15 protein-coding genes are annotated in these 13436 nt (G+C 66.0%); 7 read left to right on the top strand and 8 right to left on the bottom strand.

Annotation, left to right across the window (positions count from 1 at the left end; all coding sequences use genetic code 11):
• Positions 1 to 42 precede the first annotated feature (42 nt).
• From AC3FJ6_RS18995 to AC3FJ6_RS19020, 6 genes are all read right to left on the bottom strand, one after another.
• Positions 43 to 585 (bottom strand): pilus assembly PilX family protein, encoded by a 543-nt coding sequence (locus AC3FJ6_RS18995; protein WP_488773268.1) that lies wholly within the window; start codon positions 583 to 585, stop codon positions 43 to 45.
• On the bottom strand, positions 582 to 1631 hold the full coding sequence (locus AC3FJ6_RS19000; protein ID WP_488773269.1) for a PilW family protein: 1050 nt from the start codon (positions 1629 to 1631) through the stop codon (positions 582 to 584). Before AC3FJ6_RS19000 ends, AC3FJ6_RS18995 begins: the two co-directional genes overlap by 4 nt.
• Positions 1628 to 2230, bottom strand: coding sequence for a type IV pilus modification protein PilV (gene pilV / locus AC3FJ6_RS19005; protein ID WP_488773270.1), 603 nt, complete (start codon positions 2228 to 2230; stop codon positions 1628 to 1630). Before pilV ends, AC3FJ6_RS19000 begins: the two co-directional genes overlap by 4 nt.
• Complete coding sequence (locus tag AC3FJ6_RS19010) at positions 2227 to 2730, bottom strand: GspH/FimT family pseudopilin (protein ID WP_488773271.1); 504 nt, start codon at positions 2728 to 2730, stop codon at positions 2227 to 2229. Before AC3FJ6_RS19010 ends, pilV begins: the two co-directional genes overlap by 4 nt.
• A 2-nt stretch (positions 2731 to 2732) precedes the next feature.
• Entirely contained in the window at positions 2733 to 3179 is a 447-nt protein-coding gene (locus tag AC3FJ6_RS19015; RefSeq protein ID WP_488773333.1) for a type IV pilin protein, read from the bottom strand.
• Positions 3180 to 3553: 374 nt separating this feature from the next.
• A complete protein-coding gene (locus AC3FJ6_RS19020) occupies positions 3554 to 4636 on the bottom strand; it encodes a mechanosensitive ion channel family protein (protein WP_488773272.1) in 1083 nt (360 codons plus the stop codon).
• Between the two features lie 276 nt (positions 4637 to 4912).
• On the opposite strand from AC3FJ6_RS19020, the gene AC3FJ6_RS19025 reads away from it, so the two are divergent.
• Positions 4913 to 5269 carry a hypothetical protein gene (locus AC3FJ6_RS19025; protein ID WP_153947938.1) on the top strand — a complete coding sequence of 119 codons (357 nt, stop codon included), beginning with the start codon at positions 4913 to 4915 and terminating at the stop codon, positions 5267 to 5269.
• Positions 5270 to 5371: 102 nt separating this feature from the next.
• Here AC3FJ6_RS19025 and yddG read toward each other — a convergent pair whose 3' ends face one another.
• On the bottom strand, positions 5372 to 6298 hold the full coding sequence (gene yddG / locus AC3FJ6_RS19030; RefSeq protein WP_488773273.1) for an aromatic amino acid DMT transporter YddG: 927 nt from the start codon (positions 6296 to 6298) through the stop codon (positions 5372 to 5374).
• Between the two features lie 120 nt (positions 6299 to 6418).
• Between yddG and AC3FJ6_RS19035 the strand changes: the two genes are divergently transcribed.
• The 3 genes from AC3FJ6_RS19035 to rpoD all read left to right on the top strand — a co-directional run bounded on the left by AC3FJ6_RS19035 (position 6419) and on the right by rpoD (position 10812).
• Complete coding sequence (locus AC3FJ6_RS19035; RefSeq protein ID WP_488773274.1) at positions 6419 to 7027, top strand: hypothetical protein; 609 nt, start codon at positions 6419 to 6421, stop codon at positions 7025 to 7027.
• A 146-nt stretch (positions 7028 to 7173) separates the two neighbouring features.
• A complete protein-coding gene (gene yihG, locus AC3FJ6_RS19040; RefSeq protein ID WP_488773275.1) occupies positions 7174 to 8196 on the top strand; it encodes a 1-acylglycerol-3-phosphate O-acyltransferase, YihG family in 1023 nt (340 codons plus the stop codon).
• A gap of 648 nt (positions 8197 to 8844) precedes the next feature.
• Complete coding sequence (gene rpoD / locus AC3FJ6_RS19045; RefSeq protein WP_488773276.1) at positions 8845 to 10812, top strand: RNA polymerase sigma factor RpoD; 1968 nt, start codon at positions 8845 to 8847, stop codon at positions 10810 to 10812.
• An 82-nt stretch (positions 10813 to 10894) separates the two neighbouring features.
• Here rpoD and AC3FJ6_RS19050 read toward each other — a convergent pair whose 3' ends face one another.
• Positions 10895 to 11098 carry a cold-shock protein gene (locus AC3FJ6_RS19050; protein WP_066740354.1) on the bottom strand — a complete coding sequence of 68 codons (204 nt, stop codon included), beginning with the start codon at positions 11096 to 11098 and terminating at the stop codon, positions 10895 to 10897.
• Positions 11099 to 11415: 317 nt separating this feature from the next.
• On the opposite strand from AC3FJ6_RS19050, the gene AC3FJ6_RS19055 reads away from it, so the two are divergent.
• The 3 genes from AC3FJ6_RS19055 to AC3FJ6_RS19065 all read left to right on the top strand — a co-directional run bounded on the left by AC3FJ6_RS19055 (position 11416) and on the right by AC3FJ6_RS19065 (position 13429).
• Positions 11416 to 11925 carry a hypothetical protein gene (locus AC3FJ6_RS19055; RefSeq protein ID WP_488773277.1) on the top strand — a complete coding sequence of 170 codons (510 nt, stop codon included), beginning with the start codon at positions 11416 to 11418 and terminating at the stop codon, positions 11923 to 11925.
• Between the two features lie 105 nt (positions 11926 to 12030).
• Positions 12031 to 12708, top strand: a complete 678-nt coding sequence (locus AC3FJ6_RS19060) for a ProQ/FinO family protein (protein WP_488773278.1) — start codon at positions 12031 to 12033, stop codon at positions 12706 to 12708.
• 133 nt (positions 12709 to 12841) lie between these two features.
• Complete coding sequence (locus tag AC3FJ6_RS19065; RefSeq protein ID WP_488773279.1) at positions 12842 to 13429, top strand: redoxin domain-containing protein; 588 nt, start codon at positions 12842 to 12844, stop codon at positions 13427 to 13429.
• Positions 13430 to 13436: the final 7 nt, after the last annotated feature.

Consider the following 13436-nt stretch of genomic DNA (forward strand, 5'->3'; position numbering starts at 1 on the left):
AAAACGGTTTGGCGATCGGTCAGGCAATCGGCCGGGCCATGGTCACGACGGACATGCGGTGCCATACGGCACCCGCACGGCAATCCCCTGATGCAGGGTGGTGCGGCTGGCGGTCACGGCGGTATCGCTGACCGTCGCGGCCACGTCCCACTGGGTCCCGTTACAGAGCGAATTGCCGCCCCCGCCGCCGCTCCCGGTCACGATGCCGGTGTTGTTGTTGCCATTGCCCACGAAACAGGACACATCGTCGGCATTGTTCTCGTCGAGTTCGATATTCTTGACCGGCTTGCTGGTCTCGCAGACCGGTGCGGCGACCTGCACGGTGTAGTCGGCCTTGCCGTCGCCCGTCACGTCGACGGGCACGGTCCTGGCCACCGGCGCCGCCGTGAAGTCCTGGCTGATGACCTGTTCGATCCCTTGCTGCGCGGCGTGGCGCGCCTCCACGCCGTACTGCTGGTTCGCCGCCACCTTGGTATTGACCACGCTGGAGCCCACCAGCGAGATGGTCAGCATCAGGAACACGACCAGGAACACCAGCGTGATCAGCAGCGTGACGCCGTTCTGGCGATGTCGGATCGGACTCATTGGGACTCCCGGGAACCGGCAATGTTGGCAACGCGGGCCAGTTCCGCATAGACGTGGCGCTTGTATCCATCCCGGAACGGGCCGCTTGCCTGGGCCCGACCCAGATCGTAGGTGCGCTGGTCGGTCCAGCCACTGGTCACCACGGCGGTGCGGGCCAGCAACTGGACCCGCACGGCGGTCACGTTGCGCCAGTTCGTCAGCGGCACGGACCAGTCGTAGGCGGGCGCACCGGTGCAATCCGCCGAGTGGTCGGCACCGGGGTCGGCGACGTAGCAGTCCGGCGCGCCGTTACCATCGAGGTCGACCCCGTACGACAGATGCATGTCCTCGATGCCGTTGGCCACGGACTGCACGCGGAAGGCGCCATTGAACAGTTCCGCCATCTTCAGCGTTGGCTTGCCGTCGCCTGCGCCGGTGCACAGGTCGCATCCGGCCAGGTAGAAGATGCGGACCACCGCCGCACGCAGTTCGGATGGCACCGCGCTGTCGCAGGCCTTGGTGCGCAGCTTGAACGCCGGCGCGCTGGCGTCGAATACCAGCGATGCCGTGTCGTCGGCACAGTAGGAAGCCTGCAGGTATGGCGTCCCGACCACCGCGGCCGACACCGGCGTGGTGCTGACGCGCCGCACGGCCAGGATCTCCGATCCGGCCAGCAGGTTGGGCAGGCATGGCGCCACGGCGCCCGGCGCGAAGCCCTGCACGGCAAGCGGCACGGTGGCGGGCGACGCCGAGAAGCCGAGCGACGCCGGGTCCGTCGCGCACAGGTCGGGGGCCGACACCAGCGCGCCGGCCGCCACGTTGGCGGGGCCGAAGAAGCCGGCCAGTTCCACCTCGCGGCTCATGATGTCCAGCGCGTATCGGCCGTTCTCGATCTGCTCGGCGCTGTTTGAAAACGCATTGCGCGCACGGCTGGTATGGAAGTACAGCGTCGCCAGCGCCGTGATCAGCAGCAGGCCAAGCGTCATCGACACCATCAGTTCCACCAGCGACAGGCCTCGCTGGCGGCGCATCGGCGCGATGTGTCGCACGGGAACGTGCCGCGTCATGACAGCACCCCGATCCGCACCTGCACGCTGACCGCACGCCGGTTCGCGTCATTGCCGAACTGGTTCTGCCCGCACGGCAACGCCGGCGCCCCCGTTTTGGCCAGGCCTTGCCAGGCTACCGTGACGCGGTACGTCTGCGTGGCGGGATCGATCGCCTCGATACAGCCCAGCGCCCCGATCATCGCGCCCACCTTGTTGCCCCCATCGGTCTCCGCACTGCCCTGCAGGGCCGCGCCCCATGTCGCCAGGTCTGAGGCGGCCACTGCGCGTTGCGCGTTGGTTCCCACCGTGCACGCGGCTGGCGGCACCGTCGTGCTGCCCGCCACGGTGGCGTTTGGCCCGCTTGCGTAGCAGCCGATGACCTGCCGGTTGGCGTTGAGCCGCGCCACCATGTCCTGGAGCAGCGTCAACGCCTGCCCACGCTGGTACGACTCCATTTCCGTCTGGCCCGAGCGCGCAATCATCCCGGCTGTGCCGAGCAACGCCACCAGCACGATCACCACCGAGACCAGCACCTCGATCAGCGTCGACCCGCGCTGCGAGGCTCGCGGGCCGCTGCCGGAACGCCGCCACCGGCGAGTACGGACAGACGTGTTCATGAGCAGGCTCCGCTGACAGTGGCCACACGGCCGGTGCCGTTGATCTGGATACAGACGACGTTCGACGTGCCGGTGCCCCCCATCGAGACCTGGAACGTCTGGCTGCCGTTGCCGGGCCGGCCATCGTTGCCGACCCACAGCGAGTTCCCGCCCGCCGTGCTGACGGTGATATCCGTATAGGGGCCATAGGCACGCAGGCGCTCGGTGCCGGCCGTGACGACCCAGCCGGCCGACCACGTGCCATTGGCCGACAGCGTCGTGATGCCATTGCGCTTGACGGCCTCGCTGCGCATCAGCGTGACCGCCGACGCCAGGTCGCTGGCCGCATTGCGCAGGCGCTGGCCGGCAATGAATTGCTGGAACGAAGGCGCCGCCATGGTGGACAGGATGGTCAGCACCAGTAGCGTCACGATCAGTTCGACCAGGGTAAAGCCCCTGGCCTGCCCATTCGTCCCGGCCACACGGCGCGAGCGGCTTGCTGATCCCAGATTGACCGGCATGCTTATCTCCAGCAGCCGGCCTGTCCGGCAGCGCCGGTGGCGCTCTTGTCGCCGGCCTGCGTCAGGGCCAGCGTGCCGCAGCTGGTATCGCGCGACGCCTGGCTGCCGATTGGCGCGGCCGTGATCGTATAGGCCGGCGGCGTCGCGGTGGCGGTCACGGTGATCTGGTAGTACGCCGACACGCTGGCCGGCGTGGCCGGGGCGTTCAGCGCCGCCAGGCTGGCGGCATAGGCGCGGTTGTCGACCATGAACCGCTCCTGCAGGCTCGCCAGTTCCAGCATGTAGGACTCGGCGGCCGCGCGGTTGCCGCGGACGACATAACTGGTATACGAGGGAAATACGAATGCGGCGATGATGCCGATGATGGCGACCGTGATCATCAGTTCGACCAGCGTGAAGCCGGACGACGGCGCCCGGGCGCGCGAAGTGGCGCCCCTGCCCGACCCGATAATCCCGACGATCCCGATAATCCCGTCTGGCGCAGGCGCAAATATGCGTCCGCGACCCGGCTGCCTTGTGGGGCTATGCTTGCCCATTTTTTTTGCTCCCGTTCTTTCCGGCTGACCCTAGCCGCGAGGAACCTTTGCCGGCGAGTGTAGAGGGAGCGCTCCAAATGAGTCAACGCTTTCTGAGTATCGATCAGGTACAGCGTTGCCGATTTGCAAACGGACGAAAATTACGGGATCCAGCGGGCGCCTGTGCACGCGGATTAATGCATGGTTAATGTTTGGCCAGTAGCGTCATTCGGCCAATGACTTTCCGTTCCGGCACATTAGGCTGCTTCCTTTCCCCTCTAGGAAGCAGCCTGTTTTTTTGGCGACGATCAGGCGGGCCCCGACTGCACGGGCTGCACCGCGGGCCGGTCCCCGTCGCCCTCGATCCGCAACCTGGGCAGGAACTGCGGATACTCGCGCTGCATGAAGTCGATCAGTGCCTCACGCACGGCGCAGCGCAGATCCCATGCAAGCCCTGAGGACGCCGCGGTGCACAGCACCCGCAACTGCATCGTCTTGTCGGTGGTGTCGCTGACCACGAGATTAAAGAATCTGCCATCCCACTCGGGACGCGCATGGACGATGCGGGTCAGTGCCTCGCGCAACGGCGCCAGCGGCATGCCGTAGTCCACGTGAAAAAAGACCGACCCCATGATCTGGGCGCTGTTGCGGGTCCAGTTCTGGAATGGCTTTTCGATGAAATACTGCAGCGGAATAATCAGGCGGCGTTCGTCCCAGATCTGCAGCACCACATAGGTGCTGGTGATTTCTTCCACGCGGCCCCATTCGCCCTCGACGATCAGCACGTCGTCAAGCCGCAGCGGCTGCGTCAGGGCCAGCTGCAGCCCGGCGATCATGTTGCTGAACACGGGCTTGGCCGCAAAACCGGCAATCAGGCCGACCACGCCGGCCGATGCCAGCAGGCTCGCGCCCACCTGCCGCGCGCCCGGAAACGTCATCAGCAGCATGGCCGCGCCCATCACGATGACCAGCGTCATGGCGATCCGCGAGATCACGCGCGTCTGGGTGTGGATGCGGCGCGCGCCCATGTTGTCGGCCACATTGACCGGGTGCTGGTCCAGCACACCCTGCGCGAACCCGGCGATGATGCGCACCAGCAGCCAGGTCATCGACACGATCATCAGCAGGCCGTTCAGATGCCGGACGCTGTTGATCCAGGCCAGGTCGTCGGGCGCGGCCTGCCAGGTGGTCTGCAGCAGGAACAGCGGCACCACCACCTTGGCGGGCACGCGGGCCTTCACCACCATCGCATGCAGCACCGGGGTATGGCGGGTCATCCGCAACAGCAGCAGGCCGCCCAGCCGGTGGGCGAGCAGCCCGAGCAGAATGGCGGCAACTGCACCCATCGCCGTGCCAAACCACGGATGACTCGCCACGATTGCCATGTTCATCTGTCGCGCCCCCTGCGCTGTTGCATCACGGATATGCAGATAGCGACGCCTGCGGCGCCCGAAAGTTTCCCCAAAGGCGGTTTTCAGGATCAGACAAAGACCGACACGGCGAGATGGCGCACCGGGCATAGGCGTATCGGGCATCTGGCGCCTAGACTCGTATCTGGTACGACGTGGAGTATCGCTTGCGTACCGCACACCCAGACGCACCGGCCGGCATCCCAACCGATGGGCAGGCCGTCGGTGCCTTCCACGATCGGATATGGAGTCAATAATATGAAGTATCCCGTCATCGTCGTACTGGCCGTGGCCACGCTTGCAGGCTGCGCCAACATGCCCGCCCCCTACACCCCGCCGCCAACGCCCACCACGCGAGCCGTTGGCGAAAGCAAGCTGGCGCCGAAGGCGGCCGCGCAATGCATCGGGCAGAAATGGGCGGATGCCACCAACCAGCAGGTTTGGATGCAATACATGCTGGCCAATGACCAGGCATTCGATGTCTACGTGCCAGGTCAGCAACCGCCAGCCGGGTCCGCAGCCGTCGTGCGCAAATCCACCAACGGGCCAGGCTCGTGGCTGGGCTTCCGCGGCGACGACAGCAACGCTGCGGGCGCGCTCAGCCAGTGCCAGTAACAGCGCGACCGATGCGGATGGCGCAAGGCGCCTGAGGGCCGGACGGCTGGCGTACGCGAGGCGCGCCCGACCGGCGCGCCGCGCGTGCCTGTCGGGCGGTGCTCATGCCCCGGATCGCCTTGCAGCCGGTGCCGCGCTGCGGCCGCGCGTCGCGAGCCAGCACAGGATGGACCCCGCGCAGACCATTGCCGCGCCTTTCCAGAACGACAAGGAAAGCGGCGCGTGCAGCAGCACGGCCGCCAGCGCGGCCGAGATCACCGGGATAAAGTACGACGCGCCCGCCAGCACGGTGACGTTGCCGTGCAGGATGCCGACATTCCAGGCGGCATAGCCGAACCCCATCGCACAGGCCGCGAGCACCAGGTTCGTAACGCCCCTGAGACCGAACACCATGGTTTCGCCATCGGTGATCAGGTATTTGCCCCATAGCGCCAGCGCCGTCAGCATGAAGAACAGCGTCACAGCGTTTTTGCCTTGCGCGATACGGCTGGTCACGGTGCAATACGCGGCCCAGATCAGGGCCCCGGCGAACGCCAGGCCATAGCTGAGCGGGTTGTCCCGCACGTTGCCGGCCATGCCGGCCAGATCCAGCCCCTGGTCGCCGCCCAGCACCGACGCAATCCCCAGGACGGCCACCAGGAATCCCGGCACCACCAGCCAGTTGGCCCGCTGGCCATTGAAGGCGATGGCGGCCAGCATCGTGAAGCTCGGCCACAGGTAGTTGACCATGCCTACCTCGATGGCCTGCCTGCCGGTGTTGGCGTATCCGATGGACAGTGACAGGCAGAGTTCGTAGGCCACGAACAGCAGGCTGCCCCAGATCAGGTAGGCGCGCGGCAGTACCCGCGTGCGAGGCGGGCCCACGGTGAGCCAGAGCAGTGCGGCAGCAACCGTATAGATCAGCGCGGCGCCGCCCGTGGCCCCGAAACTTTCACTGACACTCCGGATCAGTCCGACGATCGAACTCCACAAAAGGACCGCGACGAGCCCGATCAGCGTTGCCTGCCTCTTACTGCGCGTGACTGCCATTTACGTGTGCACTGGGATGGATGCGGAAGGAGCGGCATTCTACCCGCTGGCGCCACTGAAACCCCGGCGCGTGGCGCCCGGCCGGTAGAATGCCGGCCATCGACAGACAACCTGCCCCGGATGTACCGCCTCGAATCCATCCAGATGATGCTGGTCACCGCCCTGGCCGCCCTTGTGACAACGGCATGCTCACGCGAAGCGCAGACGCCGCCGGCCCCGCCTTCGCAGCGCGACGCCCGCAGCGAGCTTGCCGTGTCCGCCGGGCTGGTGCCCCAGATGGACGAGGCCGTGCTGCGCAATACGGTCGACTTCTGTGTCGAGCATGCGCCCCAGGCGCGCAAGGCCGTCGAAGCGGCGTGGACACTCTGGCTGGACCGCAACGCGGCGCGGCTGGCCGTGGCCCGCGTCTATCGCCAGCGCCTCGAAGACGCGGCCGCCAATGGCCCCAGCGAAAGCGAGCGGCAGGCCAACCAGAGCCTGCTGGACCAGCACGCCACGCTGATCGGCAGCTTTACCAACCAGCAGCTCGACGTGATGCGCGTGGCCCTCGAGCATGAGCAGCCCGGAACGGTCGAGCAACTGTGCATGGAGCAATTCGCCAAGGTCAACGCCGGCGAATGGGACATCGGCCAGCGCGACCCCGAGATCGCCGCGCTGCTGGATGCGGGGCCGCCAAAGCCGGCCGTCCCGGCATCGGCTCCAGCATCACCCGACACTGGCCAGCGTTGATTCGCCCGGGCGTTCGCCTTATCGGACGCATCCGACCCAGCCATGCCACGGAAACGCCCCTTCACATCGTCGATTCTTTAGTTTCAACGTCTTCCAATTGATTGAAGACAAATTGACGGCCTTCTGGCTCTTGCAAACTTGCGCACATGAATTCGACCTCCCCTTCGTCCCCATCCTCACCACGCGCTTCCCGCACCGGAACGCTCCCGCCCCAACCACCCCAACCGCCCGAATCTGTCGATACCGCCGGCCGGCAGCCGCCGAAGGCCCGGCCGCAACGCCTGGCATGGCTGACCGGCCTGCTCAGCGCCACGCTGCTGGTGCTCAACACGCTGGCCTGCTTTGTACCGATCGTGCCGCTGGCACTGCTCAAGCTGGCCGTGCCGACGCAGGCGGTGCGCCGCCGCGTGGACCCCTGGCTGAACGGCATCGCAACGGGCTGGGTATCCCGGAACACCCGCTGGATCGCGCGTCTGCAACCACAGATCTGGGACGTCCAGGGCAATACGGATCTGCGCCTGGACGACTGGTATCTGGTCAACTGCAACCACCAGTCGTGGGTGGATATCTTTGTGCTCCAGCGGGTGCTGAACAAGCGCATTCCGCTGCTGAAGTTCTTCCTGAAGCAGCAGTTGCTCTACGTGCCGGTGATTGGCCTGGCCTGGTGGGCGCTGGACTTCCCGTTCATGAAGCGGTACAGCAAGGCACAGTTGCGCCGCAATCCGGCGCTGGGCCGCAAGGACCAGGACACCGCGCGGCGCGCCTGCGAGAAATTCAGGCTGGTGCCCACCAGCGTGATGGTATTTGCCGAGGGCACGCGGTTTTCGCCAGCGCGGCGGCAGGCGCAATCGTCGCCGTATCGCCACCTCCTCAAGCCCCGCGCCGGCGCGCTGGCCACCACGCTGAATGCCATGGGCACCCAGTTCCGCTCGATGATCGACGCGACGATCATCTACCCGGACGGCGTGCCCAGCTTCTGGCACCTTGCCTCGGGCCGTGCCGGCCGGATCGTCGTCCGCATTCGGCAAATTCCGATTCCCGATGCCTTTTGCGGCGCCGACTACGCGACCGACAAGGCTTTCCGGTCGGCGTTTCACCACTGGCTTGCCGATCAGTGGCAAGCCAAGGACCGCGAAATCGATGCATTCATGGCGGCGCAGCGGCCCTGACCGGGCGGCCGCGACTGAGACAAGTCGCACCCGAATTTCAGAAGATTCCGATGTTCGAATGAGAATTGTCTTCTTACACTGCAGTCGCCCGTGCAATGCGGGCGACCCAATGGAGTTCAGGGTTGACCCCTCCCCTGCTCTCTTCACTTCAGATGCCACGCGGTTCCCCGCCGCGTGGCATTTTTTTGTGCCTGGCCGATGACAGGAGGTGCGCCAGCGCGGCAACAGATGTCCGGTGCCGGTGACCATCGCGGCAAACCGCCTGGCCATCCGCCAGACCTGTCGCTTGGGTCATCGCCGATCCTTTGGCTTGAAATGTTCTGGCCTGCCCCCACACCAGAACATGTCACCGGCGAACAGCATCAACCGTGTTTTTTTTGTTGTAATGCGCCCTAATCGGCCCTTTTTGCGACAAAAAGCGGGCCGCCGGTTATTGCACCGCACAACATCGTCAAGTATGATGCGCGGTTCCCCATTTTGCGCACACTGGATTCTGCGGGAGGCATTCGGCCTCGACGTTCCGTGCGCCACTCCACGATTTCGTTCGCGCCCGCAGGCTTGACCGACGGTCATGTCCGCGACGATCGTCGGCCACCAGTCCAGGAGAATGTATTGGCAAATCCGGTTCGTGACGATTCCGCATCCCGCATGACGACGGCTATTTCGAAGACCGCCCGCCGCAAGCCGGCCGGCAAGGCCCCGGCCACCGCCGCCCCGCTGGACCACGCCCAGGCCGCGCGCCTGGACGAGGAGCGCCAGCGCCAGATGCGCGCCCTGATCGCGCTTGGCCGGGAGCGGGGCTACCTCACCCACGCGGACATCAACGATCACCTTCCCGACAACGTGACGCAGACGGCTGCGATGGAAACCATCGTCAGCACGTTCAACGACATGGGGGTGTCCGTCTACGAACAGGCGCCGGACGCCGAGACGCTGCTGCTGAGCGATGCCGCCCCGGCTGCGACATCGGACGACCAGGCGTACGAGGAAGCCGAAGCTGCCCTGTCCACCGTGGACTCCGAATTCGGCCGCACCACCGATCCCGTGCGCCTGTACATGCGTGAAATGGGCGCCAGCGAGCTGCTGACCCGCGCCGGCGAGATCGAGATCGCCAAGCGCATCGAAAGCGGCCTGCAGGAAATGATCCAGGCCGTTGCGGCGTGCCCGTCCATCGTTGCCGCGCTGCTGGCCGACGTGGACCGCATCGTCGCCGGCGAACTGCGCATCGACGAACTGGTTGACGGCATCAACGACGGCGCCGAAGACGTCGACATGGCCAGTGCGGCCGATGACGCCTCCGACGACGCCGATGCCGACGACGACAGCGCATCCGACGACGAATCGGACGATGACGAGGACGATTCAGACACCCCGAACCCGGAAAAGGCGAACGCTGCCCGGCTGGAGCAACTGACGGCCGACAGCCTGGCGATTTTCGCGCGCGTGCGGACCCTGTACGCGCAACTGCCCGGCACCCCGGTAACGGGCAAGGCCCGCTCGGCGGCCGTCGCGCAGGTGCTTGCCGAGATCCAGCGCGAACTGGCGCCGATCCGCTTCGGCGCCAAGATGATCGACCGCCTGTGCGCCAGCATGCGCGAACAGGTTGACGCCGTGCGCGCGATCGAGCGCAGCATCCTGGAGATCGCCGTCGAGCGTTGCAGCATGCCGCGCGAGGCCTTCGTGGCGTCGTTCCCGGGCCGCGAGACCGATCTCGGCTGGACCAGCCAGATGGCGGCCACGTCGCCGCAGTTCGGCCCGGCGCTGGAGCGTCACCTGCCGGCCATCCAGGCCTGCCAGCGCAAGCTGGTCGATATCGAGACCGCTGTCTCGGTGCCGCTGCAGCAGCTCAAGCAGATCTACCGCCAGATGAGCGCCGCCGAGCAGAAGATGCGGCAGGCCAAGCGCGAACTGACCGAGGCCAACCTGCGCCTGGTGATTTCCATCGCCAAGAAGTACGTGAACCGCGGCATGCAGTTCCTGGACCTGATCCAGGAAGGCAACATCGGCCTGATGAAGGCCGTGGACAAGTTCGAATACCGGCGCGGCTGGAAGTTTTCGACGTATGCCACGTGGTGGGTGCGGCAGGCCGTCACGCGCGCGCTGGCCGATCAGGCACGCACCATCCGGGTGCCGGTTCACATGATCGAGACGATCAACAAGCTGAACCGCATTTCACGCGAAATCCTGCAGCAGACCGGCCAGGAGGCCCATCCCGCGGTGCTGGCGGAACGCATGGAAATGACCGAGGAAAAGGTACGCGGCATCCTGCGGATTGCGCGGCAACCCGTTTCGCTGGAAACCCCGGTGGGCGACGACGCCGACGCCACGCTCGGCGACATGATCGAGGACGTGTCGGCAAGCTCGCCGGCCGAAGCGGCGATTCAAGCCAACCTGCGGGCGGCAATCGACGAGGCGCTCGACGCGCTGACGCCGCGCGAGGCAAAGGTCCTGCGCATGCGATTCGGCCTCGACATGGTGTCCGATCACACGCTGGAAGAGGTCGGCAAGCAGTTCGACGTGACCCGCGAGCGGATCCGGCAGATCGAGACCAAGGCGATGCGCAAGCTGCAGCATCCCAGCCGCGCCGACAAGCTGAAGCTGTTCCTGGAGCGTTAAGCAGGAACCCGGCAGCAAAAGTGATACGGCGCCCCGTTTTCAAGGCGGGGCGCCGCAGATCACGCAGTCAATGCGTGAGGATTTACAGCGGCTTGATCGCGCCTGCCTGCTTGCCCTTGGGGCCTTGCTTCACTTCGAAGCTGACCTTCTGGCCTTCTTGCAGCGACTTGAAGCCGTTGCCCTGAATTTCGGAGAAGTGCGCGAACAGGTCTTCACCGCCGTCATCCGGCGAGATGAAACCAAAACCCTTCGCATCGTTAAACCACTTCACGGTACCAGTTGCCATTTTCTGAATATTCCAACTAAAACGAGATAAAGACGACGCCGCCAGTATGGCGGGCGCGCAGTTATCTTGTATCACACCCCGGGCGTTCGCGACAATCAGGATTGTTCTGACCCCGCCAATTAGGCATTGTCAGGCATCGCACCGACATCGCGGCCCCTCGCGCGGATCACCTGCCCCACTCCCAGCCGCTTCAGACTGTGCGCCAGGCGCCTAATGCTACGCAAGGCGTGCCCGGACGGCACCGTGCGGGCTGGCGACTGGGCTAGAATGCCAGCCTTTCGGCCCCAGCCGCTCCCCCTGCCCAGCTTTTCCGCGTCATGCCTCAGCCCCATACCGACACCACGGTTTCCGATGCCGACCTCGAACCCGACCAGATTCACGAGCCCCGGCTCTGGCGCGACAAGGGCTGGACCGCACGCGTCATCAAGAACGAGGACGGCGACGGCTGGGCCGTCGAAATGATCCGCGACGGCAGCGCCGAACCCGCCCTGGTCGGCCCGTGGACCATGGGCCGAAACAAGGTCGATCCCAAGCCGCTCGATGCCACCGCGCACCAGACCCTGGTGAAGACCGCCTCCGAGGTGATCCGCCGCCACGAGCAGCAGTTGCACGCGCAACTTAACAAGCAAATTACGATTGAAGTCGACGATCAGGTCATCAGCGTCAAGCTGGCCATCACGCCGGACGAGTTCGAGCCATTCGGCACGCTGACGGCCACCAGCGCGTTCGGTGACGTACTCGCCACCGCCAATGTACGGCCCGATTTCCGCCTGACGCGCGAGAGCGCCGGGCGCTGGGCAGCCGACGGGTTCGGCAAGATCCGCTGACCCATTTCAGCCTTCCCGGTGACGCCGGGGCGGCATTTTCCGACGACAACCGGCCTCGGCCGGTATCCACGCTATAATCCCGCGTCGTTTGACTGAGCTAGAGCAATGGGTTTCGAACAACTGGCAGGACTGAGGGCAAAACTGGCCGAGCAGGCAAAGAAAGAGGCGCGCGAGAAGGCTCCGCGCCAGCCTGCGCCTGCCGCCAAGCCGAACAAGCCGTCGCGGCCGAACAAGCCGGGCGCCAAACCGGGTGCAAAACCGGCCGCAAAGCCGTCTGGCCAGGCGGCGCAACAGGCCAGGCCGGCGACGCCTGTCGATCCGGTGGTCCGCAATATCGGCAAGCTGCAAAAGAAATTCCCGCTGGCGTTCCCGAAGAACCCCGCGCCCAAGGTGCCGCTCAAGATCGGTGTCTTCGACGATCTGCTGACGCACGCCACCGAACTGGGCCTGTCCGAAGCCGAACTGCGCGAGGCGATCCGCACCTGGTGCCGTGGCGCCCGCTACTGGACTTGCCTGACGCAGGGCGCGCCGCGTCTGGATCTGGCTGGCCAGCCGGCCGGCGAAGTGACCGAGGCCGATGCGGCACGCGGCCGCCAGTTGCGCTCCGCCCGCCCGAAGCAGAAGCCGGCCCAGCCGAAGGCGGCGGCGCAGCAAGCTGCCCAGCCGGCCGCCTCCCAGGCCGAAGCGCAGGCCGCCCCGCAGCCGGAAGCCGCCGCGGCAGACACGCTTGACGTCACGCCCGCCGCACCCGCCGCACCCGAAACCCCTTCCCAGCCGGAATAACGCGCCAAGGGATACCCCAGCAGCCCGTCGCACGCCCCCGCGTACGAACGGGCTGTTTTCCTGGACGAATCGCCATCCCACGGAGTTTTCGCCGCCGCATACTGCCGCAGTCATGCAGCCGGAGATCCCTACCATGAGCGAATTTCGTCCACAGCCCGCACCCGCGTGGGCCGTCCAGCAGTGGTTCAACACTGACCGTCCCCTGTCCATCGAAGCCTTGCGCGGCAAGGTCATCGTGCTGGAAGCGTTCCAGATGCTGTGCCCGGGCTGCGTGTCGCACGGCTTGCCGCAGGCGCTGCGGGTCCATCAGACGTTTCAGTCGTCCGAAGTGGCCGTGGTCGGCCTGCACACCGTATTCGAGCACCACGACGCCATGACGCCCACGGCGCTGCGCGCGTTCCTGCACGAGTACCGGATTCCGTTCCCGGTTGGGGTGGACATGCCCGACGGCCACGGCGGCGTGCCGCTGACGATGCAGGCCTACGCCATGCGCGGCACGCCGACGCTAATCCTGATCGACGCGGATGGCCTGCTGCGCCGGCAGTATTTCGGCTCGGTCAGCGATCTCACGCTGGGCGCCGACATTGCCGAACTGATTCTCGAAGCGCGCGCGGACTCCCGCGCAGACAAGGGGCAGCCTTCCGCCCTGCCGGCCGGCAATCCAGCCAGCACGGCAGCCGGCGACTGCGCATCGGGCGCCTGTCCCGTCGACACCCCATAACCTACCC

The sequence above is a fragment of the Cupriavidus sp. 94F1 genome (genome assembly GCF_057798875.1).